Below are 20,549 nucleotides of genomic sequence, written 5' to 3'. Positions count from 1 at the left end.
TCTTATACTTAAGCATATAGTGCAAGTCCAAATATATTGAGCGAAAATTGCTAATGATACATTGGAAAAAGTGTAATTTATCTTAGAGGGTAAAAATTTGTCCTACCACAAACTATAGGTTTTATGTTTTTAGCCCATTAGTACGATTTTTTAAAACTGCACTAATATATGCTTAGCCCATGATATTGTACAACATATTGAGGAGAGGTTAAAAATGAAGTTTACTGTTGAAAATAAAATTTTTCTAGATGGTATAAAAACTGTTCAAAGAGTTTCCTTTGGAAATGTAGGAATTACAGCATTAGATGGTATTTTAATAAGAGCTTATAAAAAAGAAATTATCTTAATTGGCGGCGATAAAAACTTATGTATTGAAACAAGGATAAAAGCAGATGTACGTGAAGAAGGCAGCATAGTGGTTGATTCAAAAATATTTGGTGATATAATCAGAAAACTTCCTAATGCCTTAGTTGAAATAAATAAAATAGATGATAAGTATATACAAATATTATGTGAAAAAGACGTAGCAAATCTTGTATATAAGAGTGAGGAAGTTTTTCCAGAGATACCATCCATTAAAGAAAATATCATGATTTCTTTACCACAGAAAATAATGAAAAACATGATTAAAGGCACCATCTTTGCTTCAAGTCAAGATGGTATTAAACCGATATTTTCAGGTGTATTATTTGATTTCAAAGATAATAAACTTAATATGGTAGCTCTAGACGGATACAGAGCAGCATTATTGCACCATTTTATTGAAAATGATGCAGTAATAAGTGCAATTATTCCTGCAAAGACTTTAAATGAAATAGAAAAAATCCTAGAGTGGGAACAGGGAGAAATAGAAATTACATTTACTACTAATCATATATTATTTACATTGGGCAAAACTAAAATTATATCGAGATTACTAGAAGGGGATTTTGGGAGATATGAGTCATATATTCCTGAAGAATATAAATTAAAAATTATAGTTAAAAGAAAAGATTTTATTAATAGCTTGGAAAGAGCTTCAATTATTAGCAGGGAAGGCAATAAGAGCTTGGTTGTACTAGATGTACATGAAGATAATATGACTATTACCGCTAATTCCCAGTTAGGTACCAGTAGAAGTGAATTAAATATAGTATCTAATCATATTCCAATGACTATTAAATTTAATTCTAGGTATCTTATTGATGCAATTAATACTTTGGAAGAGGATGAGATTGTTATAGAATTTACAAATAAATACTCAGTATGTGTTATTAAAAATAAAAGTTCAGATAATTACATTCATATAATATCGCCAGTTCGAATGTAATTTATGATAAGATCTTTGATTTACTAATACTATTTTGTATAAGCAATTTTAGATTAATTAGCTTGGAAGCATTCCATAGAATTAACACCTAAATATAATTATTGTGCTTCAAAATCGGTGCAGAGTAAGGAAATGCTATATAGTATAAAATAAACACTATTTCTAACAAAAATGCAGTAGATATAATAATTTTTTATATATGACAATCAATATTTTAGGTTTGCAAAAAGACTTACTAATAGTAGGTCTTATTTTTATGCGTAAAATTAATCATAATTAGAGTTATTTTATAAAATTCAAAAAGATAAGGCTATTAATCAAGCTTTCTATCTTAGTTATCAGCATTTTATTTAGTATTTATTTTTCAACAATTATGTATTTCCTATTACTAAAGCAAATGTTAGCTTTAGTAATTTTAAATTTATATAAAATCATAATAGTAAAGTGCAAAATGCTTACTGTTATTTATGCCTAGAGGGGTTTGTAGGCATGCATATATCCATTATGCTGAGAGTAATAGCTTTGCTAGGTGAAATATCTAAAAATTTGACACGTATACCAGTAGATAAAATACAATTTGATTTTGCTCAACGACTAACATAAATAAAAACTTGATGAAAATTTTTATAAAAGAGGTGTTGACAGATTTAGTTATTAGGAATATTATAAAAGTATACCTATACGGGGTGGGGGTATATAGGTGAAGAGGTGAATAAGGAAAAAGAATAAGCAGTAAAATCTCTAAAAATAGCTGGGTTCAAATTGAAGTTATCATTAAAATAATAGAGGAAGAGCGATATTGTGTAGATGTGTTAAATCAAATAGTTGCTTCACAATAACTTTTAAAAAAGCTAATTTAATGATTTTAAGATAGCATATTGAGCAATGTGCTATGTAAGCTTTTCAGCATTATAAGGCAGGTGAGAAAATAGATGAAGTTATAGAGTTTTTATCAAAAGTGATTGGTAAATAAGATACTTTATTACTAAATTAAGGAGGGAAAACATATGGCAAATAAAGTATTAAAAATAGAAGGAATGACCTGTGCATCTTGTGCAAAGGCTGTAGAAAGAGCCACTAAAAGGCTAAAAGGTGTAACAGAATCAAATGTTAATTTTGCTACAGAAAAGCTAAATATAAGCTTTGATGAAACAAAGGTTTCTGTAGCAGATATTCAAGAAACTGTTAAGAAAGCAGGATATAATGCAATTACTGATTCCACAAATAGAATCTTAAAAATAGAAGGGATGACCTGTGCATCTTGTGCAAAAGCAGTAGAACGGGCAACTAGAAAGCTTGATGGAGTTACAGAAGCAAATGTTAATTATGCAACTGAGAAATTAAGTATAAGCTATGAGTCCTCAAAGATAAAGGTTTCAGATATAAAGAAAGCAATAGAAAAAGCAGGTTATAAAGCAAGAGAAGAAGAAACAACAGTAGATACAGATAAAGAGAGAAAAGAAAAGGAAATGAAACTTTTATGGAGAAAGTTCATTATATCTACAATATTTGCAGTGCCATTATTATATGTATCTATGGGACATATGGTAGGACTTCCTCTTCCAGATTTCATTAATCCCAATATTAATCCAGTAGCATTTGCTTTAACTCAATTATTGCTTACATTACCTGTAATAATTGCTGGAAATAGATTTTATACAGTTGGATTTAAGGCTTTGATTAAAAGAAGCCCTAATATGGATTCACTTATTGCAATAGGTACATCTGTAGCAGTTCTTTATGGTGTATTTGCTACAGTTAAAATTTTTGGTGGACACCATGAGTATGCTCATGACTTATACTTTGAATCAGCAGCTGTAATTATTACTTTAATAACTCTTGGTAAATATTTAGAGGCAGTTTCCAAAGGAAAGACTTCAGAAGCTATAAAGAAGCTAATGGGACTTGCTCCTAAAACAGCTATAGTCATAAGAAACGGAAAAGAAGTAGAAATTACTATTGACGAAGTAGAAGTAGGCGATGTAATAGTAGTTAAACCAGGAGAAAAGATGCCAGTAGATGGAGAAGTTGTGGAGGGTACTACTTCTGTAGATGAGTCAATGCTAACGGGGGAAAGTATTCCAGTAGAAAAGAATGTTGGTGATAAGATTATTGGTGCAAGTATAAATAAGAACGGTGCTATAAAATATAAGGCTACTAAAGTTGGTAAAGATACAGCTTTAGCACAAATTATAAAGCTTGTAGAAGATGCTCAGGGATCTAAAGCACCAATTGCAAAACTTGCAGATATTATTTCAGGGTACTTTGTTCCAATAGTTATCGCCTTAGCAGTTATTTCAGGTCTAGCATGGTATTTCATTGGTGGAGAATCAGAAATATTTTCACTTACAATATTTATTTCTGTATTAGTTATCGCCTGTCCTTGTGCTTTAGGCTTAGCAACACCAACAGCTATTATGGTTGGTACCGGTAAAGGTGCTGAACATGGTGTTTTAATAAAGAGTGGTACTGCACTAGAAACTGCTCATAAAATAAAGACAATAGTATTTGATAAAACAGGTACTATTACAGAAGGTAAGCCAAAGGTTACAGACGTAGTTGTTACAAATGGCATAAAAGAAAATGATTTATTACAATTAGCTGCATCAGCAGAAAAAGGATCGGAGCACCCACTTGGTGAAGCAATCGTAAAAGGTGCTGAGGAAAAGGGATTAGAGTTTAAGAAACTTGATTTCTTTAAAGCTATCCCAGGTCATGGAATTGAAGTTAAAATAGATGGCAAAGGTATCTTACTTGGAAATAGAAAACTTATGGTAGAAAGTAAAATATCTTTAGAAAATCTAGAAGCAACTTCTCATAAATTAGCAGGAGAAGGAAAAACTCCAATGTATATAGCTATAAATAACAATATGGCTGGAATCATTGCTGTTGCTGATACAGTTAAGGAAAATAGTAAAAAAGCAATAGAAAAGCTTCATGAAATGGGAATTGAAGTAGCGATGATAACTGGTGATAATAAAAGAACTGCTGAAGCTATAGCTAAACAAGTTGGAATAGATAGAATTCTAGCAGAAGTTTTACCACAAGATAAGGCAAATGAGGTTAAAGAGCTTCAAGCTGAAGGTAAAAAGGTTGCAATGGTTGGTGATGGTATAAATGATGCTCCTGCACTAGCACAAGCAGATATAGGTATAGCAATAGGTTCTGGAACAGACGTTGCTATGGAATCTGCAGATATAGTTCTTATGAGAAGCGATTTAATGGATGTTCCTACAGCTATACAACTAAGTAAAAATACTATTAAAAATATTAAAGAAAATCTATTCTGGGCATTTGGATACAATACACTAGGAATACCAATAGCCATGGGAGTTCTTCATATCTTTGGAGGTCCACTCCTAAATCCTATGATAGCGGGAGCAGCAATGAGTCTTAGTTCAGTATCAGTATTAACAAATGCTCTAAGATTAAAAGGATTTAAGCCTGTTAAATAATGAGTTAAAAATAATCTATAAATATCATAATAGATTAAATAAAAAATTATATTTGAAAGGGGAAATATAAAATGAAAAAGAAAATATTAGTTGAAGGTATGAAGTGCGAAAATTGTGCTAAACATGTAAAAGAAGCATTAATTAATATAGAGGATGTAAGTAGTGTAGATGTAAATTTATCAGATAAATATGTTGTACTTGATACAAAGATTGATGTAAGTGATGAAGTTATAAAACATGCTATTAATACTGAAAAGTACAACGTAATTGGAATAGAAACATTATAACCAAATAGAAGGCTTTGATAATTAAACTTTAAAATATACCCTATATAAAAAACATTTAAAAAAGTCTATATTGAACTAAGAAGATGATTTCTATATTATGCAGAAATCATCTTTTTTATTATACATAAAACACCTTATAAATATAAACTATGTAAAAAGCAATATATTACAAGATATTACACAAAATCTGTGTATAATAGTAATTATGAATAATAAAGACGTGGGTGAGAGAGTTTTATGAAAATTTATGCTGTAAAAATTTTAGATATTAGTGAGTCAGAATTAAATAATTTAACTAGATACATCGATGCAGAGAAAAAATATAAGATAAATAAGTTTATAAATAAAAAAGATAAAATCAGATCTTTAATTTCAGAGATTTTAATTAGGAATATAATTTTTGAAAACTTAAATATAAACAATAAAGATATAGTATTTGAAAAAAATGAACAGGGAAAACCAAATTTAAAAGGCTATTTGAATTTTAACTTTAATCTTTCCCATTCAGGTGATTTTGTAGTATGCGCTGTTGATGATAAGCCTATAGGAATTGATATTGAAAAAATAGAATGTATTGATTATAAGGGAATAGCTCAAAGTTTCTTTTCTAAAGACGAATATGATTTTATATCAAAAGGAGATTTACAAGCTCAAGTAGATAAATTTTATGAAATATGGACATTGAAAGAAAGTTATATTAAAGGGGATGGAAGAGGCTTAACAATACCTTTAAAATCATTTTCTATTAACATAGATGAATACGACAATATTGAGTTGATTACAAAAAATGAACTAAAAAAATGTAATTTTAAAAAATTTTATATTGAATCAGAATATAAAATAGCGGTATGTTCACTAAATGAAAAAATTCCAAATGACATAATAAGAATAAATCAAAATTGTTTAATTGATAACTATTGTAGAATTATTTAATAATTGTAAGGGACGGTTCATTTTAATTATTAATTTTATATATAGTAATCTCGAGATTATCTATCGCAAATTTATTTTTCAATTAGTGATGCGAATAAAGTTAATTTTATTATATTAAAACACAGTTTTAAATTATATTTTAATGAAATAATTACAATAAGGTGCATTGGGTTGATTTATGTTACATTTAATCTTATAGTTATAAAGTGTAATATATTACTATAACTATAAGCTTGTGGGGGGATTTTAATATGAAAGAGATGTATAAAATAAGTATAAAAAATGGTGATATGCACCTGTTTAAAAAAGGATCTTTCTTTAATGAGGATTGTGGAAAATTACACAAAACTTTTACAGGTAAACTTAAAACTAGCAAATTATTTTCTACTAACTATACGTTAGAAGATATATCATCCTCATTTTCTTCTGGAAAAAAGTATAGAGTAATAAAATCAAATGGTGAACAAGGAGTCATGACAAAAGGTTCATTTAGTGATTACTATGAATATATAAGTTCTAAATAAATTTAACTTTATAAACAATAGTTGATTTAAGGGACGGTTCATGATTTATTTTATATTTTAAAATAACTATTTATGGTAAAAATATGTCATTTAAAAATACACACTAAAAATTCTAAGAAATTAGTGTGTATTTTAATTTTTTTATAATTTAGGCAATTTGCTCCCAATAATTTGTTTCACCTCGGCAGGTAGATTATCCAGTTCTTCTTTTGTTAGTTCTGCAGTTTCTATCATTGGATGAATAATCATTTTAACATCTGCAGGTTTAATTCTATTACCATTTTGCTCCATTAGTTTATATGATCCTTGGATTGTAACTGGTACAATTGGCACCTTTGCTTTAGTGGCTAATTTAAAGCTTCCCGCTTTAAATTCTCCTATTATATCACTCTTACTTCTTGTGCCTTCTGGGAAAATAACAAGGGAATGCCCTTCTTTTAGTATTTGGACACCTTCTATGATTGCTTGTGCTGACTTCCTCAAGTTGCTTCTATCCATAAATACACAGTTCATGTATTTCATCCATGTACGAATCAGTGGAACTTTTTCCATTTCAACTTTAGCAATGTACCCTTTAGGTTTATCAACATAACTCATAAATAGTGCAATGTCAAAGTTACTTTGATGATTACTCATAAAAACTACAGGTATATGCTCAGGTATGTTTTCTTGTCCAATTACTGTGACCTTAGCACCGCTCATCTTTACATGAGACATTGCCCACTTAGATGTAACTTTGTGAACATAATCTATTTTATCTTCTATTTTACCTTGCTTTTCTAAAGATTTTACTTTATACATTTGAGGAACTTTTCCAAATAAACTTGTTGCAAAATGCGTGTACCAAGCGATTGTTCTTAGCATAATAAGCCTCCATATTTAATTTAATATATTTTTATTATAGTACAAAGTTACCTATAGTGAAAGACAGTGAAACTTAGAGGTAGTTTTTATATTAGGGACGGTTCATTAAAGATATCAATATTTATAAGTTATCATTGAAAAATATGGTTAGGGTTTTGAGTAATGGCAATAATTATAAAAAACTATGATAATTGGAGGGGTTAAAATGGNNTACAGATTGAAGAAAATTTTAAGATTTATGCCTATTGCTTAATGGATACCCATACTCATTTTTTAATAGATATTAATGGCGGAGATTTAAGTAAAATGATGAAAAAGTTTAATTTGAGATATGGAGGGTATCTTAGAAAGGGCAAAAATCATAAAGGGCCAGTATTTAGAGATAGATATAAAAGTAAGCCAATAAATAGTGATGCATACTTAATAGAAGTTTCCAAATATATACATAGAAATCCAGTAGATATAAAAGAATACAAAGAAAAGCCAGAAGAATATACATATTCAAGTTTATCATTATATCTAGGATTAGAAAAAAATAAATTTAATCTTTGTAATGAAGAATACATAATGAGTTTTTTTGGTAGGAGAAAAAGAAGAGCAAGAGAGAACTACTATAAAACCATGTTTAATGTAGAAAAGGAAAAACTTAAAGAAACAGAATTTGAAAATGATAAATCAGAATATAGAAGTGAAAAAGTTATTTTACTTAGAAATTGTTCAGAAGAGGAAATAAGTAATTTTGTCTGTGAGAAGACAGGAACTGAACATATAGAGTTAAAATTAAAACATGGAAGAAAAAGTAGGGAGGCAAAGGCTATATACGTAGTGTTTTTAACTCAGTTTAGTGGTAAGAGCCAAAAAGAAATATGTAAAACATTAGAGAATATAACACAATCTAATGTATCTATGCTTTGCAGATACGGAGTAGACCTAATAATTAAAAATAAATTTTATCAAACTATGTTAGATGAATTAGTAGAAGCTAATCTTCAAAGAACAGCATGCTAATATAAAAAATATCTTTATATATAAATATTATACTTATAAAGAGAAAAAGGACAAGCTTAGAAATATTTATGATGAAAATTAAAATAGCAATAAATCTGCATATACTTAATTAGAATAAACAAGCATATTTAATATTTATTTTTCGTTTCATTTCATTTAAGGGACGGTTCATAATTATATTTAAAATGAATTATAGTATTGTATAGAATATGAGAATAAAAATGAACCGTCCCTTAAACATGGGAAAAAGTCTACCTACATTAAAGGTAAGTAGACTTTTCATATGAATTTAAATATAAATTTTATTTTACTTTAAGATGATGAGCTAAATAAGTAGTTATTTCTTTATTGTTTGCAGAGCTAGCTGGTGTGAAAGCATAACTAACTACAGACAATTTATCATTTTGTGGCATGTGTATTTGAATTTGCTTATAATATACTTCATCTTTTAAAGCATCTATGGATCCAGTTTCATTAAGTATATCTAGCCATTTTTTATCAAGCATATTGCTATCTACTAAAGATTTGATTGATTCAGGTGAAAGCTTTACGTCTAATTCAAATAAAGCACCTTGTCCACTTGGAAGATTTATAACTTCAGAATTAGTTATGTTAAAAATAAATCCTTCTTGAGTATTTCCAATCTCTTTCTTTACAAGTTCAGCATATTTACTCATGTCTTTTAAGCCTTCTTTAGGTATGTCTGCTATGTTAATATTAGCATTAGAAACAAAATTTTCAGTACTTTCAGAAGTGTTTAAAAATATTACTATAGGAGCCATTGTTGTTTCGTCAACTTCCCAATTTGCAGGAATTGATGCAGTGAAATTCTTTCCATCGTAATCTTTAGTTTCAAAGCTAGCTTTCATAGGCTCTACAGGTTCTGCTTTTTCTTTAGAAGAACAACCTCCAAAAGCAAATACAGCTAAAATAGCTGTTAATAAAAGTAATTTTTTTGATTTTCTCATAAAAACAATCCTTCCTTTTTAATGTAAAATTATGTTGTAAAGTATAACAATATGTAATATTAGCATGAAATTGTAAAAAAGTAAATGGAATTTTATAGAAAACATAAAAAATATAAAATTAATTCTAAAAATTAATTTAAATTAATATATCATATAAAATATTTATAATTATGAAATTTATTTTAAGTTTAACGTTCTAAAGACTTAATTTACGGATAAAAATTTTATATATTTATATATAGTAAAAATGATTAAATTTTTTATATTTAAAGATATTAGCTATGAGAATATGCTCTGAAAAACTTTTAGTAATGTGAAAGCGTAACAGATTCTTTTTAAAAAAGATATAGTTTCATTAGTGAAGTTATATCTAAGGGACGGTTCATAATTATGTTCTAAGTTGTATTTATATTATTTATAGAATATAAAAATAAAAATGAACCGTCCCTTAAAGAGAAATAGAAATATAGAAATAAAAATGAACCGTCCCTTAAGGATATTAATGGAGCTGTTTTTCTATTAGATTTTATTGCTCCTATTAGATGATATCCCTTCGCTAAAGAGGCTTCTATTGATTTATTATTTGTGTACAAACAATCCATAAGGCGCATACTTTTTCACAATTATGTGAAGTCTTAAAAGAAGTTATGAAGTCTTTTGCAGATACTACACTTTTGCAATCTCAGGTAAAGTTTTAATGCAGGTAGATTTATTAGTTCATTTACAATATTGGATAAATGATTAAACTGTGGTTTAGACATTTCACAATTTACATCATTTAAGCAGCCGTAAAGCCTATTAGCTAAGCACTTGGCATACGTATTTGTGTGTAACTTTTATATAATATGGTGAGGAAAAATATTCTGTATTTACTTTTTGGTAACATTACTAATTTAGATTTTTATTTTGCAGAACTAAAGTAATAAGATAATTTTTGTAGGAAACTTAAAATTTAATTTAATACAACTAATATTAATTAAAATGGCTATTCCAAAAGGAATAGCCATAATTTTTTTATTTATATGAGTAACTTATAAGAAAAAATTTGGTACATATTATAAAAAAGCTACTATGAATTGCAATTTTCTGGATTAGGTGGATTATAATTTAGAAGGGTAAAGAAACCAGAAACTCTAGCAACTTTAATAATATCATTACATAATTGAATTATGATAATATTAATTATTGCATCAGTACAATCATAGCTAACTAGTTTTTCACGAATGATATCACATACATTATTTACTTCAATTTCATTATATCTATACATACAATATTATTTACGCATACGAAATCATGACAGCATAGGGAAGCATATTTAGGGAATTCACTTATCACTCTTATATAGTCTGTACTAGAAATAAAGGTATTTATTTAAAATTAAATACATCTCATAATTTGTTCATAGAGCACAGTAAGAGTTACAAAGTAGCCACAGACTGTATTACTAGTAGTACATGTCCTACAATGCACTATAAGCAACTAAGATTGTAGATTATTCTTGCTGTATTAAATACTGTAATATCTAATGCATCAAGAGTATTTATAAAAAACAAAAATTTATTATATTATTAGGAATTGAAGGACATGCAGAACCATATAGTAATACAGTAGTAACAGTCATACCATCAGCTACTAAATCATCTATTTTTTATCTCTTCGCTTTTTTCTAGTGTTGGATTTGATAATACTTCTTTTGTCATTGGCTTTTTATTATTACATGAGCAATTATTTCCTCTTTTGTTAATGTAGTTACTTAAATATATATTAATTGTTTCTTCTATATTCTTTATAATTAAATTTTCTTTTATAGGCTAATTGAAAGTTTTTACTTTCTAATAACTATAGTATGTAGTTTAAAAAATCAGGCTACAGCTTTTGAGAAATTTGGGGTATAACTTTCAGGGTTTCTGGTATATGATGCAAAAAATGTAATAATCAATTCTGGGATTATGATTATATTTTAAAGTTTTCTATATAAAATTAATAATAATGGTTGCAAAGAATGCTTCCAAATAATGTGAAGAAAATTTATAAGTGCTATAATTATATAAATAAACCATCCTTTAAAAAGCAACTGATAATGCTTTGAATATTTTATGTCATATATATTGGATTTTATAGGAAATATTATCATAAGCTTCTAAAGCTTCTAATAGTAGCTTTTAAAAGATGTACAAATTTATTTTTGTGAAATTTTCCTACTAAATGTTTGGAGGGAATGTTTTGAAGAGTAAGGATAAAATATTACAGACTGTTTCAGCATTGCAAAAGAAAATGCCAAAGGGAGTATCTGCTTTTGATGTAAGTGAAGTATTAAATTTAGATAGGGCAAATGTTAGCAGATATCTTAATAAACTTTATTCAGAAAAGAAACTTGAAAAAATTCAGGGACGTCCTGTACTGTATAAAACCCTAGAAGAAAATATTGCTATTTTCCAGGAAGATCAGAGTAGCAATAGTTTGGATAGCATTATAGGTGCACAAGATAGTTTACAAATAGCTATTCAGCAAGCTAAGGCAGCTATACTTTATCCACCAAGGGGGCTACATACCCTTCTCCTTGGAGAAACAGGAGTTGGAAAATCCCTTTTTGCGGAGCTTATGCATAAATTTTCTGTGGAGTCAGGAATGCTTCCTTTTGAAGCACCCTTTATACATTTTAATTGCGCAGATTATGCAGATAATCCTCAACTTTTAATAGCTTATATCTTTGGAGTAAAAAAGGGTGCTTATACTGGTGCAGATAAAGATAGAGAAGGATTACTAAAAAAAGCTGATGGTGGAGTTATATTTCTAGATGAGGTACATAGACTGCCGCCACATGGACAGGAAATACTTTTTACATTTATAGATAAAGGACACTTTAGGCCGTTAGGAGAAACGGAAAGAATAGAAAGGGTATCAGTACAGATAATAGCTGCTACTACGGAAAACCCTCAATCTCATCTTTTAAAGACATTTACTAGAAGGATTCCAATGATAATTACTTTGCCATCATTAATGAATAGAGGAATGAGGGAAAGATATAAGCTTATTGAGTTATTTATAAAGGATGAATCAAAAAGATTGGGAAAGAGTATATATATTAATCGTAATTCTTTGGAGTCTTTTTTATTATATGATTGCCCCAATAATATAGGACAGTTGAAAAGTGATATACAATTAGCCTGTGCAAAGGCGTTTTTAAATTATAAATCGCAAAGAAAAAATTATATGATAATTATTCAAGAGGATCTACCTAGTTATGTAAAAAAAGGAATCCTAAAAATAAAAGATAATAGAGAAAAAATAGATAATATTTTAAAGAATACTGGGGATATACTTAAATTTTATTATAAGGAAGAGGAATTAAGAAAATTAGAGGAGAGCCATGAAGAAAAGGGAGATTTCTATGATGATATAGAAAGAAAGCTAGAAAATTTAAAGGCATCTGGTATTCAAGAGAGTGAGATTAATCAAATTCTTAATATTGATATAGAAAGCCATTTTAAAAAACATATTGGATATATAACATCTAAGGTTAAGAGAGAGGAAATAATAAATATAGTTGGAGAAAAGATAGTTAATACAGTAGATTATATATTAACTTTCGCTCAAAATAAACTTTATAGAGAATATGATGATAATTTATATTTTGCTCTTACACTACATTTAAATGGTAGTATAAGAAGAATTAAAAATGGAAGGAAAATATATAATCCAAAATTAAATTTTATAAGATCTAAATATGATGAAGAATTTTTAGTTGCGATGGAAATAGCAAAGGTTATCGATAAATCCTTTTATATTGAAATACCTCTTGACGAAATAGGTTATATTGCTATGTTTTTAGCATCAAATTCTTTTGAACTAGAAAGTGAAGAAAAAGATAAAGTTGGGATACTTGTAATATTTCATGGAAACAGTACTGCTAGCAGTATGGTACAGGTTGCTAATGATTTGGTAGGAGTAAATCATGCAGTTGCTCTAGATATGCCTCTAGCTATGAATGCAGAAGAAGCATATCAGTTAGCAAAGAAGAAGGCAGAAAATATAAATAAAGGTAAGGGAGTTCTGCTTTTAGTAGATATGGGGTCATTAGTAAACTTTGGAGATATGATATATGAAGAAACTGGAATAATCGCTAAAACTATTGATAGAGCTAGTACTCCTATGGTTATTGAAGCTTTAAGAAAAGCAGTTCTAGGCAGAGACTTAATAGAAGTATATCAAAGTTGTAAAGAAAATAATTCTTTTACAAGAGAACCAATCAGAAAAACTAATATAGAAAAGAAGAATATTATTATTACTGCTTGTTTTACTGGAGATGGGGCAGCGGAGAGATTAAAGAGGGTTATTTGTGAAAAGCTACCAAATCTTGAGAAGATAGAGATAATTCCAATGAATATCATAAATAGAAGAGAATTTTTAAGTTCAGTAGACTATTATAAGGAAAATTATAAAATTTTAGCTATAGTTGGAACAGTAAAAATTCATATAGATGATATACCGTTTATATCTGCAAAAGATTTATTGATTGAAGGCGGGATAAATACCCTTAAAGAAATAGTTGAAGTAAATGATACTTATAATAAAATTAGCTCATCACTTAAAGAACACTTGAATTTTGATGGTTGTGAACGAACTGTTGAAGATGTTAAGCAAACGGTTGAACAAATAAAAATACAGTTAGAAAAAACTTTTAGCGATGAAGTAGAAGTGGGAATAATAATTCACATATGTTTTCTAATAGATAAGCTAAAAAATGGTGGTAATGAATCAATATTTAAAGATTTGGAAGGTTTTATCGATGAATATAGTAGAGAAATTGTAGAGATAAAACAATGTCTAAAAAAACTTGAAGAGCAATATAATGTAGAAATTACAAATAATGAAGTAGCTTATATTTGTCGTATGTTTATGTTTAATGAATTAGATTAAATATTTGAATATCTTTGAAGAATATTTGGGTACTATACTAAGCCAATTTATATTATGTCAATAAATTTTATTATTACATTGTAATTATAGTGTAATCTGTGTATTCTATAAAAATAGTGTGTATATCAGTGTACACACTATTTTTGCGTATAGATATATTTATTAAAATATGAGCATTTTTATTGTTAGAATAATATTAATAATCCTCAAACTGTTGAGATAACAAAAGTTAAGGGCTTATAATAAAATATAAATTTTGAAAAAATTTCTTGATTTATATGAATTGTTTAAAGCTAGTTCCTTTTTAATATTAACCGTAGATAGAACTGTGAAAATTTTTGTTTATCGTAATAAAGCCTTTAGCAGGGCCATTCCTTATTAAAAAAGTAAAAAGATATAGAATAATTATATATAAATGAGAATTTTGGCATAGTATTTGCTTTAATTATTAGTGTAAAGGAGGTAAATTATGAAGAAATTAAATGTAACAGTAAAAAGTAAATCAGGACTTCACGCACGACCAGCAGCTACATTAGTTAATCTAACACAACAATTCGAATCTAATATTACCATTGAAAAGGACGGAAGATCAGCAAATGCAAAAAGCATAATAGGAATTTTGAGCATTGGAGCAGCTATGGGTGATGTCGTATCTGTTTTAATAGATGGGGAAGATGAAACAGAAGCATTTAGTGAACTAGAGGAATTATTTAATAAGACTTTACCTAATGAATAAAAATCAATGTCCTATTACAAAAGGAGGATCATATGGATTATTATATTGGAATTGATGGAGGAGGTACAAAAACTATTTGCCTTTTGGGAAATTGTAATAATGAAGTCATAGATAGCTTTAAGTCTGGTCCTACAAATTATCACAGCGTAGGAATAAAACAGACACAAGAAGTATTTAGCTCCATGTTTAACTACTTTTATGACAAGCATAAGATTACTAAAGATGATATTAGTGCCATATGTTTAGGCGGAGCCGGTATCGATTGTAGTGATGATGAAAATATTGTAAAAGATATTTTAAAGGATTTAGGTTACAAGAATAAGTTACTTATATTCAATGATTCAATAACTACATTAGTTGGGGCAAATGGTGACATGAAAGATGCTATTTTAATTAGTGGCACTGGATCTATATCATATGGTATTGATATCTATGGTAATGCTGTTAGAGTAGGAGGATGGGGACATATAATTGATGACGATGGAAGCGGATATGCCATTGGGAGAGATGCTCTTAAGAAAATAATGGAGAGTTATGACGGAAGAAGTGAAACAACTATACTATGGGAGAAGGTAAGTAAAAATCTTGGAATTTCAGACTATGAAGAACTTATATCATTTATTTATAATTCAAAAAAGCAACATATTGCAAACCTTGCACCTCTTGTATTAGAAAGTTATTATTCTGATAAAGTCTCTAAAGACATTGTAGACAAAGCTGTAGAAGATCTATTTAAGATAGTCAGAACTCTTTCGGTTAAGATGAAAATTCAGAATTTTCAATTAAGCTTTGGTGGCAGTATACTTTTAAAATCATCTCTTATAAATAGTTTGTTAAAGAAAAAGATAAATGATGAATTTCCTAAGATAATAATTCATGCTCCACATAAGGATTCAGCCCACGGTGCACTAAATCTAGCCTTAAAAAGTAATGGATATTAAAAAAGGAGAGAAAGTTATGAAGAAAATAATGTTGGTTTGTTGTGCAGGAATGTCTACTAGTTTACTAGTAAAAAAGATGCAAGATGCTGCAGCTAAAGAAAACCTAGAAGCAGAAATATTTGCAATAGGAGAAGCAGATGTAAAAAATCATGAAGATGTAGATGTGGTTTTACTTGGCCCACAGGTTAGATACCTACTTGGCAAAATGGAAAAGTTAATGAATCCAAAGGGAATACCAGTAAGTGTAATTGATAGTATCTTATATGGAACTATGAATGGAGAGGCAGTATTAAAACAAGCTATTGATATGATTAAGTAAATAGAACTCTTTTATAAATATTAGGGGGGTAAAAAATGAAAAAATTTATGGATTTTATGGAAAAATATTTTGTGCCTGTGGCAGGGAGAATAGGTGCGCAAAGACATCTTGTAGCAATAAGAGATGGATTCGTAACTTTAATGCCATTGATTATAGCAGGTTCATTAGGCACATTAATTAATGTGTTTCCAGTTCAAGGATATCAAGACTTGATGATCAATATATTTGGTGAATCATGGAGAAGCTTTGGAAATAATATTTGGTCTGGATCTTTTGCTATAATGTCATTTCTTGTAGTGTTTACTATAGCTTATAATCTTGCAAAGTCCTATGAATCTGATGGACTTACAGCAGGTGTTGTAGCTTTTGCAGCACTATTATCCATAACAAAACCTACAGCAGATGGTTCAGGAATACCTTATAGTGCATCTGGAGGATTAGGATTATTCTTAGCAATAATTGTAGCACTTATATCTACAGAGATACTTGTGAGGCTAAGAAGAAATAAGTCACTTGTAATTAAAATGCCAGATAATGTACCACCAGCAGTTTCTAAATCCTTTGCAGCATTATTGCCAGTTATGATAACAATAGCTATATTTTCAGTAATTAGGATCTTATTTGCTGTAATTGGGGTAGATGATATTCATAAACTAATTTATGATGCACTACAAGCACCTTTAGGATCAGTAGCCAATACACTTTGGTCAGCAATATTAATTGTACTTTTAAATCACTTATTTTGGTTCTTTGGATTACATGGTTCCAATATATTGGAACCGGTTATGCAAGCAGTTTATCTTCCAGCACTTGAGAAAAATGCAGCAGCAGCTGCAGCTGGTGTAGCTAATGCAGCTATACCAAATATAGTTACAAAACCATTCTTCGATGCTTTTGTCTATATGGGAGGTTCAGGTGCAACAATTTGTTTAATAATTGCTATTTATATAGCTTCAAAACGTAAGCATCATAGAAATATGGCTAACCTTTCATTAGGACCAGGATTATTTAATATAAATGAATCTATGATATATGGTATGCCTATCGTATTAAATCCAGCATTTATAATACCATTTATTCTAACACCATTAGTATTAACGATAATAAGCTATGTTGCTACTGCTACAGGATTAGTCCCTCGTACTATTGCTATGATACCATGGACAACACCACCTATAATTAGTGGATGGATTGCAACTGGAGGATCAATTGCGGGTTCCATATTACAAATAGTAAATCTTACTATCGGTGTATTTATGTATATTCCTTTTATTGTTTTAGCAGAAAAAATTGAGGATAAAAAATCTAAAAATATTGTGAAAGAAATAGATAATAGCATAAAAAGTTAAGGTTTAAAGTTATGCATGGAATTTACAATATTCATTGTGGATTCCATGCATAATTCAACAAAAGAGGTTTTCCTATTTAAAGGAAAAGTATTACATAATTTTACGATTGGAGGGGAGTGCATGGAAGGTATTAAAATTGCTGTAATTGGTGGAGGGAGCAGCTATACTCCAGAACTTATTCATGGAATAATACAAAGAACTGAGGAATTCCCTGTAAGAGAGCTAGCACTAGTAGATGTAGAAGAGGGACAATGGAAACTTAATATAATAAGTAAACTCTCTTTAAGAATGTTAAATAAACATAATATCAAAACAAAAATAACTTCAACTTTGAATAGAAAAGAAGCCATAAAAGATGCAGATTTTGTTGTTACTCAATTTAGGGTAGGAGGGCTAAAAGCAAGGCTAAAGGATGAGACAATACCATTAAAGTATAATCTCATTGGCCAAGAAACTACTGGAGTAGGAGGATTTATTAAAGCACTTAGAACAATACCAGTGATACTTGATATATGTAAGGATATTATTGAATTAGCTCCAGAAGCATTTTTAATTAATTTCACAAATCCAGCAGGAATTATTACTGAAACTGTTTTAAATTATACAAAAGTTAAGGCTATTGGAGTATGTAATGTTCCAATAACAATGAAAAACAATATTGGAAAATTACTTGAGGTAGAGTCAAATAGGATAAGACTAGATTTTATAGGTCTTAACCATATGGTATACGGACAATCTGTTTATCTTGACGGTGAAGATATAACAAGTGAGATAATTGAGAGACTTTCTAAGGGTGCTTCTATAAATATGAATAATATTCCTGATCTAAAATGGGATAAAGAGTTTCTAAAATCTTTAAATATGATTCCTTGTCCTTATCATAGGTATTTTTATATGAAAAATGAAATTTTAAAAGAAGAATTAGAAAATATAAAAAGAGGAGAAGGAACTAGAGCAAAACAAGTAATGGAGATAGAAAATAAATTATTTAAAATATACGATGACGAAAACCTTGATGAAAAACCATCAGAGTTAGATAAAAGAGGAGGAGCATATTATTCAGAAGCTGCAGTTTCTCTTATGAGTGCTATATACAATGATAAAAATGAAATTCATACTGTAAATGTAAAAAATAATGGAACTATATTAGATTTACCTAATAATTCTGTTATAGAAACAAATACAATTGTAAATAAAAATGGTGCTACACCCATATCAGTAGGGAATTTACCGAATTCTATAAGAGGGCTTATACAACAGGTTAAAGCCTATGAAACTCTTACAATAGAAGCAGCGGTAAATGGAGATTATAATCAAGCTTTTTTAGCATTAATCAATAATCCATTATGTGGTTCAATAAACACTACTAAAGAATTATTGAAAGATATACTTGATGAAAACAAAGAATATTTACCTCAATTTAAGTAGGGAGGAATTTATAATGGAAAATATAATATTTAAATTAATATCCTGTAGCGGAGAAGCTAAAAGTTTTTCTATGGAATCTATAGCTTACGCAAAAACAGGAAATTTTGAAGAGGCTGAAAAATGTCTTCAATTAGCAGAAAAAAGTCTTGAAGGGGCTCACAAAGAACAAACAAAACTTATTCAATCAGAAGCAAGAAATGAGAAAATTGAAATTACATTGCTTATGGTTCATGCTCAAGATCATTTAATGAATGCCATAACCGTAAGGGATTTAGCTATAGAATTTATAGATATGTATAAAAAGATATCAAATAATAATTAAATTTTAAGGTGAAAATGGAGGTAATTAAATGCGGAAATTAGGAATATCAATATATCCTCCACAAGGGGAAATAAAAAAATATAAGGACTATTTGGAAATGGCTGCAATGCATGGATTTACTAGAGTGTTTACTTGTCTTATATCCTTAGGAGAAAATATAGATAATAATTTAAATCAGTTTAAAGAAATAACTAGTACTGCAAAAGATTTGGGAATGGAAGTAATTGCAGATGTAGATCCTTCAATTTTTAAAAAGCTAAACTTAAGTTATAAAGATCTTCAATTTTTCTCTCAAATAAATTTAAGCGGAATAAGATTAGACTTAGGATTTTCAGGAATGGAAGAAAGTATAATGAGTTTTAATCCATACGGGCTTAAAATTGAAATAAATATGAGCAATGGAACTAAATATCTTGATAATATTTTAAGTTATTGTCCTAATAAAGATAATATAATAGGATGTCATAACTTTTATCCTCATAGATATACAGGTATATCAAGAAAACACTTCTTAGACACATCGAGAGAGTTTAAAGAAAAAGGCATAAGGACAGCTGCTTTTATTAGTTCACCTAGTGGAACTTTTGGTCCATGGCCAACTTCTCATGGACTTTGTACTTTAGAAGAACATAGATTTTTACCAATTGATGTTCAAGCAAAAGATTTATTTAATACAGAATTAATTGATGATGTTATAATAGCAAATTGTTTTGCATCAGAAGAAGAACTTTATAGGCTTAGTAGACTAAATAAGAATATCCTTGAACTTAAGGTCAAACTTTTAGAGGATTTACCAGAGGCGGAGAAAAAGATAGTTTTAGAAGAAAGTCATTTTAATAGAGGAGATATATCTGAATATATGATTAGATCAACGGAAAGTCGTGTAAAATATAAAAATCATAAATTTGAATTATTTAATGCAAAACCTATAAAAAGAGGGGATGTATTAATTGAAAGTTCTCTTTATGAAAGATATAGTGGAGAGCTTCAAATTGCACTAAAGGATATGGGGAACAGTGGGAAAACTAATGTAGTAGGTAGAATTGATGAAGATGAAATTTATTTATTAGATTATATTAAACCATGGCAGAAATTTAGGTTTGAATTATAGATTTTAAAATAAACTTGAAAATGTACAAGTTATTTTAATCAACAATTTATTATGGATAATAGATAGCAAAGA

General features: G+C 28.7%; 17 protein-coding genes. 15 read left to right on the top strand and 2 right to left on the bottom strand.

Annotated features, from left to right (window positions below; all coding sequences use genetic code 11):
* Positions 1 to 214: 214 nt before the first annotated feature.
* From dnaN to B2W91_RS01910, 6 genes are all read left to right on the top strand, one after another.
* The gene (gene dnaN / locus B2W91_RS01935; RefSeq protein WP_291578577.1) at positions 215 to 1,309 is read left to right on the top strand and encodes a DNA polymerase III subunit beta; all 1,095 of its coding nucleotides are present in this window, start codon (positions 215 to 217) and stop codon (positions 1,307 to 1,309) included.
* Positions 1,310 to 2,034: 725 nt separating this feature from the next.
* Positions 2,035 to 2,148, top strand: coding sequence for a metal-sensing transcriptional repressor (locus B2W91_RS20910; RefSeq protein ID WP_349680776.1), 114 nt, complete (start codon positions 2,035 to 2,037; stop codon positions 2,146 to 2,148).
* Positions 2,149 to 2,316: 168 nt separating this feature from the next.
* The gene (locus B2W91_RS01925) at positions 2,317 to 4,764 is read left to right on the top strand and encodes a heavy metal translocating P-type ATPase (protein ID WP_291578576.1); all 2,448 of its coding nucleotides are present in this window, start codon (positions 2,317 to 2,319) and stop codon (positions 4,762 to 4,764) included.
* Positions 4,765 to 4,835: 71 nt separating this feature from the next.
* Positions 4,836 to 5,051, top strand: coding sequence for a heavy-metal-associated domain-containing protein (locus B2W91_RS01920; RefSeq protein ID WP_291578575.1), 216 nt, complete (start codon positions 4,836 to 4,838; stop codon positions 5,049 to 5,051).
* 237 nt (positions 5,052 to 5,288) lie between these two features.
* The gene (locus B2W91_RS01915; RefSeq protein ID WP_291578574.1) at positions 5,289 to 5,984 is read left to right on the top strand and encodes a 4'-phosphopantetheinyl transferase family protein; all 696 of its coding nucleotides are present in this window, start codon (positions 5,289 to 5,291) and stop codon (positions 5,982 to 5,984) included.
* Between the two features lie 251 nt (positions 5,985 to 6,235).
* A complete protein-coding gene (locus B2W91_RS01910; RefSeq protein ID WP_291578573.1) occupies positions 6,236 to 6,508 on the top strand; it encodes a hypothetical protein in 273 nt (90 codons plus the stop codon).
* Positions 6,509 to 6,649: 141 nt separating this feature from the next.
* On the opposite strand, the gene B2W91_RS01905 is transcribed toward B2W91_RS01910, so the two are convergent.
* Positions 6,650 to 7,372 carry a lysophospholipid acyltransferase family protein gene (locus B2W91_RS01905; RefSeq protein WP_291578572.1) on the bottom strand — a complete coding sequence of 241 codons (723 nt, stop codon included), beginning with the start codon at positions 7,370 to 7,372 and terminating at the stop codon, positions 6,650 to 6,652.
* Between the two features lie 216 nt (positions 7,373 to 7,588).
* Here B2W91_RS01905 and B2W91_RS01900 point away from each other — a divergent pair, with 216 nt between their 5' ends.
* Positions 7,589 to 8,380, top strand: a complete 792-nt coding sequence (locus B2W91_RS01900; protein ID WP_291578625.1) for a transposase — start codon at positions 7,589 to 7,591, stop codon at positions 8,378 to 8,380.
* 302 nt (positions 8,381 to 8,682) lie between these two features.
* Here B2W91_RS01900 and B2W91_RS01895 read toward each other — a convergent pair whose 3' ends face one another.
* A complete protein-coding gene (locus B2W91_RS01895; RefSeq protein ID WP_291578571.1) occupies positions 8,683 to 9,348 on the bottom strand; it encodes a hypothetical protein in 666 nt (221 codons plus the stop codon).
* 2,226 nt (positions 9,349 to 11,574) lie between these two features.
* Between B2W91_RS01895 and B2W91_RS01890 the strand changes: the two genes are divergently transcribed.
* From B2W91_RS01890 to B2W91_RS01855, 8 genes are all read left to right on the top strand, one after another.
* Complete coding sequence (locus tag B2W91_RS01890; protein WP_291578570.1) at positions 11,575 to 14,271, top strand: sigma 54-interacting transcriptional regulator; 2,697 nt, start codon at positions 11,575 to 11,577, stop codon at positions 14,269 to 14,271.
* Between the two features lie 469 nt (positions 14,272 to 14,740).
* Positions 14,741 to 15,007 (top strand): HPr family phosphocarrier protein, encoded by a 267-nt coding sequence (locus tag B2W91_RS01885; RefSeq protein ID WP_291578568.1) that lies wholly within the window; start codon positions 14,741 to 14,743, stop codon positions 15,005 to 15,007.
* Positions 15,008 to 15,039: 32 nt separating this feature from the next.
* Positions 15,040 to 15,948 (top strand): N-acetylglucosamine kinase, encoded by a 909-nt coding sequence (locus tag B2W91_RS01880; protein WP_291578566.1) that lies wholly within the window; start codon positions 15,040 to 15,042, stop codon positions 15,946 to 15,948.
* A gap of 16 nt (positions 15,949 to 15,964) precedes the next feature.
* Positions 15,965 to 16,267, top strand: a complete 303-nt coding sequence (locus B2W91_RS01875; RefSeq protein WP_291578565.1) for a PTS sugar transporter subunit IIB — start codon at positions 15,965 to 15,967, stop codon at positions 16,265 to 16,267.
* Positions 16,268 to 16,302: 35 nt separating this feature from the next.
* Entirely contained in the window at positions 16,303 to 17,616 is a 1,314-nt protein-coding gene (locus B2W91_RS01870) for a PTS sugar transporter subunit IIC (RefSeq protein WP_291578564.1), read from the top strand.
* Between the two features lie 120 nt (positions 17,617 to 17,736).
* Positions 17,737 to 19,044: a 6-phospho-beta-glucosidase gene (locus B2W91_RS01865; protein ID WP_291578563.1), complete on the top strand. Its 1,308-nt coding sequence runs from the start codon at positions 17,737 to 17,739 to the stop codon at positions 19,042 to 19,044.
* 13 nt (positions 19,045 to 19,057) lie between these two features.
* Entirely contained in the window at positions 19,058 to 19,366 is a 309-nt protein-coding gene (locus B2W91_RS01860; protein ID WP_291578562.1) for a PTS lactose/cellobiose transporter subunit IIA, read from the top strand.
* 28 nt (positions 19,367 to 19,394) lie between these two features.
* Positions 19,395 to 20,477 (top strand): DUF871 domain-containing protein, encoded by a 1,083-nt coding sequence (locus B2W91_RS01855; protein ID WP_291578561.1) that lies wholly within the window; start codon positions 19,395 to 19,397, stop codon positions 20,475 to 20,477.
* Positions 20,478 to 20,549 lie beyond the last annotated feature (72 nt).

The sequence above is a fragment of the Clostridium sp. UBA6640 genome (genome assembly GCF_002455975.1).
Taxonomy (GTDB): domain Bacteria; phylum Bacillota; class Clostridia; order Clostridiales; family Clostridiaceae; genus Clostridium_J.
The sequence above is the reverse complement of the archived record's forward strand: the minus strand, read 5'-3'. Positions and strand labels throughout refer to the sequence as shown.

What these genes read in the sequence shown, in the direction of transcription:
- dnaN (WP_291578577.1), top strand. Translation starts at nt 215, where the DNA reads ATGAAGTTTACTGTTGAAAATAAAATTTTTCTAGATGGTATAAAAACT.
- B2W91_RS01925 (WP_291578576.1), top strand. Translation starts at nt 2,317, where the DNA reads ATGGCAAATAAAGTATTAAAAATAGAAGGAATGACCTGTGCATCTTGT.
- B2W91_RS01920 (WP_291578575.1), top strand. Translation starts at nt 4,836, where the DNA reads ATGAAAAAGAAAATATTAGTTGAAGGTATGAAGTGCGAAAATTGTGCT.
- B2W91_RS01915 (WP_291578574.1), top strand. Translation starts at nt 5,289, where the DNA reads ATGAAAATTTATGCTGTAAAAATTTTAGATATTAGTGAGTCAGAATTA.
- B2W91_RS01910 (WP_291578573.1), top strand. Translation starts at nt 6,236, where the DNA reads ATGAAAGAGATGTATAAAATAAGTATAAAAAATGGTGATATGCACCTG.
- B2W91_RS01905 (WP_291578572.1), bottom strand. Translation starts at nt 7,372, where the DNA reads ATGCTAAGAACAATCGCTTGGTACACGCATTTTGCAACAAGTTTATTT.
- B2W91_RS01895 (WP_291578571.1), bottom strand. Translation starts at nt 9,348, where the DNA reads ATGAGAAAATCAAAAAAATTACTTTTATTAACAGCTATTTTAGCTGTA.
- B2W91_RS01885 (WP_291578568.1), top strand. Translation starts at nt 14,741, where the DNA reads ATGAAGAAATTAAATGTAACAGTAAAAAGTAAATCAGGACTTCACGCA.
- B2W91_RS01880 (WP_291578566.1), top strand. Translation starts at nt 15,040, where the DNA reads ATGGATTATTATATTGGAATTGATGGAGGAGGTACAAAAACTATTTGC.
- B2W91_RS01875 (WP_291578565.1), top strand. Translation starts at nt 15,965, where the DNA reads ATGAAGAAAATAATGTTGGTTTGTTGTGCAGGAATGTCTACTAGTTTA.
- B2W91_RS01870 (WP_291578564.1), top strand. Translation starts at nt 16,303, where the DNA reads ATGAAAAAATTTATGGATTTTATGGAAAAATATTTTGTGCCTGTGGCA.
- B2W91_RS01865 (WP_291578563.1), top strand. Translation starts at nt 17,737, where the DNA reads ATGGAAGGTATTAAAATTGCTGTAATTGGTGGAGGGAGCAGCTATACT.
- B2W91_RS01860 (WP_291578562.1), top strand. Translation starts at nt 19,058, where the DNA reads ATGGAAAATATAATATTTAAATTAATATCCTGTAGCGGAGAAGCTAAA.
- B2W91_RS01855 (WP_291578561.1), top strand. Translation starts at nt 19,395, where the DNA reads ATGCGGAAATTAGGAATATCAATATATCCTCCACAAGGGGAAATAAAA.